Origin of the sequence: Pseudomonas sp., assembly GCF_037994325.1 — a bacterium.
GTDB lineage: Bacteria > Pseudomonadota > Gammaproteobacteria > Pseudomonadales > Pseudomonadaceae > Aquipseudomonas.
The window spans coordinates 1-2,914 of record NZ_JBBNAH010000106.1 but is presented as its reverse complement, the minus strand read 5'-3'; the positions used below and the strand labels follow the sequence as shown (position 1 = coordinate 2,914).

General features: G+C 55.4%; 3 protein-coding genes. All 3 read right to left on the bottom strand.

Features of this window, described 5'->3' with window-relative positions:
• On the bottom strand, positions 1–629 hold a 629-nt coding region (locus AAAB16_RS03400), incomplete at its 3' end, for an outer membrane beta-barrel protein (protein WP_340662067.1).
• A 113-nt stretch (positions 630–742) separates the two neighbouring features.
• Positions 743–928, bottom strand: a complete 186-nt coding sequence (locus AAAB16_RS03395) for a hypothetical protein (protein WP_340662066.1) — start codon at positions 926–928, stop codon at positions 743–745.
• A 155-nt stretch (positions 929–1,083) separates the two neighbouring features.
• On the bottom strand, positions 1,084–1,587 hold the full coding sequence (rfaH, locus tag AAAB16_RS03390) for a transcription/translation regulatory transformer protein RfaH (protein WP_340662065.1): 504 nt from the start codon (positions 1,585–1,587) through the stop codon (positions 1,084–1,086).
• Between the last annotated feature and the right edge of the window lie 1,327 nt (positions 1,588–2,914).

Here is a 2,914-nt window from a genome sequence, read left to right as displayed (position 1 = left end):
TGGCGCAGCTCGACCAGCGACTCGGTGGAGCCGCCCAAACGGTGATACCAGACGGCGTTAAAGGCGGTGGTATCGCGCTCTTCATCGGCGTTGATCGTGCCGCTGTTGTCGTAGCGCAGTTCTTCGTAGGTGGCGCCCAGATCCAAGCGGTTGGCAGCGGAGGCCGAGCCCAAGGTGTACACGCCGCCAAACGAGGTGGAGTGGTACTTGTCGTTTTCGTCCTCAACCGCGGTGTCGCCGGTGTCTTCGGTTTTGCGGTATTGGGCTTGCAGCTTCAAACGCTGACTGGACGTAAATTCCATCACCGAATCCAGGGTCACTTTGTGGTCGGTGTTACTGGCGTCGGCGTCGTCGTGGTAGATCTCGCTGTTGGCCTCGTAGCTCAGGCGGTAAGCGCTGTTTCTGTCCTCAGCCAGCAGCTCAAAGGCTGGTTTGATCGAGGTGATCCAGGACGACTCTTTGTGTTTTTCCAGTTCGCGGAAGTTGTCGTCGTAGCTTTCTTTCACGCTGAGCGTTGGCGTGAATTGCAGGCCAAATACGTCGACACTTTGGGGTTCCAGTGCCCAAGCCGAAGCGGGCAGTACGGTCGGAGCTGCAAGCGTAAGGGCTAGCCGACGGATCGATTTCATGCGAAGTCCTTGCTGTGTTCATTCCTGCGGCGATACGCGCGTCAGGGCGTTCGGGGAGCTGTTGCGCTTGGGTTAGTGCGCGGCTTTTTCAAATGGTTTCATTAACTCTTGCTTCAGCTTGGGCTGGCGGTGTTCGGGTTGTTGCTGGTGCCGGCGTTGACGGCGTTTGGCACGCCGGTTCCGGCGTTATCGCCGACGGTCGGGACGTTTTTTTCAGCGGCCTCTGGCAACTGATCCGCGGCCTGAACAGCGCCGGCGGTAAGGGCAAGCAACAGGGCTGTGGCGTAAAGGGCCCGCATGGTGTGCGTCCTGGTCTGGGCTGGCAGTGGCGTGCCAGCGGTGAAATTCAGCCCTTCCCCCACGCTACCGCCCCAAGGTTGCACGTATGGCCCTCGAGAACGCGTCAGCAAAAATGTGGTGAAAGCAGTGTTCGGTAGAACCTTTACAGCGGTCTTTAAGCACTCTTGATATGGCTTAAAGGCACGCGAACAGATTGTTCACGGCTGAGTAACTGCAACAGGACCATCACCCGCTCTGTGCCATCCATCCCGAGGAAAATACCCTCGAGGGTGTTCAGCGGGCCTTGGATGATTTGCAACTTGTCGCCAGGCTGAAACGTGCGGCTGGGCAACTCTTTCGAGCAACGCGCGCGCAAATGCTCGATCACTTGGTCGGTGACCGTAGCGGGGCCGTGGTTGAAGTTGACGATGCGGCTCACTCCGCGTGTGGAGCGCAGCGCAGACCAGTTGTCCTCATGGCTCAACTGGATAAATAGATATCCGGGAAACAGCGATTCGAGCACGCTTTGTGGCTTGCCGCGCAGCAGTCGTTGCGTGACAAGTTGTGGCCGAAAGGTCACATAGTTCTGCCGGAGCAAATTATCCTCGGCGCGGCTGTCCTGACGTGCTTTGCACTGCAGGAGGTACCAGGCCGGCTGGGTGGTGCTGAGTCTTTCCATAGACCGTTCACTCCACTTCGCGAGATCAAGCTGGCTGAGATATCTGGCCGTGCTTAGAAACTTCCTAAGCCTGCGGACCAGGACCTAATTCACACGAAGCACGAAATATGCCATCACATGTTGCACATGCTAACGAACGTATGTGTCGCTTTCATGGCGCCCCCGCTTAGCGAGGATTTCTAGCTGATTTTGTTAGGTTTATTTTGATCGAAAAGTTCAAAAAAAATGTTTCAAAATCAGCGGGGCGCGGAGCATATGTCGCCTTTGACTGACATAGCAACAGGCCATCTTTGCGTTTTTAACCTGTTTTAAGTCCTTTAAAGGACTAAGAATTTTCTTAATTTCCCTGTGTAAACAAGCTTCTGGACGTTGTTCTAGATCGTTTTTTTCCAAACTTTGGTTGGTTCTAATTTTGCGGGCTTGTTCCGCTTTTTCTTCGGTTATTTAGCCGATCAGTGGTCGGTTTTTATCCGACGAAACCATCTGCTGCGGGTTATGGGTAGCCCTTGTTCGACTAACTTCCTGCACCCTTGCTGTGCAGTAAAAGACCCGGCTGCTACTAAACGATGACAAGGGAGTTGGGTTTCGATAACGGATGCGTGGTTGTGTGACATATCGGTCATTACGAGTGGTAAAAGCGCCGATAAAAGCTGGCGTAGTTGGGCAAGCTGCTGTTTTGCTGTCTGTTGGGCAACAGCGTTATCGCGCAAAGCCCCCTGCTAAGGGCTGCGGTCGGTTTTGCTGGCTGCCCACTTTTAGCCCGAGCGAGCGCTAGGTTCAGCATGGCGCTGCTTCGCTATAGCGAAATGCTTACAAGGCGTGGCTCTGATATCGCCTTTTCTGTCTGTAGGGGTTTGCTTAATCTGTAGCTGTCACTGGGGCACAGGAGGTGCTTCAGGATCAGGGAAGATCGACCATTGCCATGATGGCTACCGACAGGATGTTGGAATGGTCTGAGAAAAACCCGCTTCGGCGGGTTTTTTGTTGTGCGCGATTTTTGAGTTTTGGGCGTGGTTGGTGGGTGGTCGTTTCGGGTGTTCGTAGGGTGTGCTGTGCGCACCAGCTTTTGCTTTGGGGTTGGTGGTTTTCTTCGTTACCTCGTTTGCTGGGCGTTTGGTTTCGCGCCTTACGCGCGAGTTACTTTTTGCCAGTCGCGGCAAAAAGTAACCAAAAAACGCTTGCCCCTACCTTGGCCCTCCGCTGCGCTACGGGTCCCCTCGCTACGTCGCCGCTCCAGGGGTCGGCGTGCAGGGCCATCCTTGGCCCCACGCCTTTCGCGGCTCCTGCCGCTCCACCCCCTGCGCAACGACTCCGCTCGGCCTGCGAT

Excerpts from the sequence above, each read along its gene's own strand:
- AAAB16_RS03395 (WP_340662066.1), bottom strand. The coding sequence starts at position 928 with ATGCGGGCCCTTTACGCCACAGCCCTGTTGCTTGCCCTTACCGCCGGC.
- rfaH (WP_340662065.1), bottom strand. The coding sequence starts at position 1,587 with ATGGAAAGACTCAGCACCACCCAGCCGGCCTGGTACCTCCTGCAGTGC.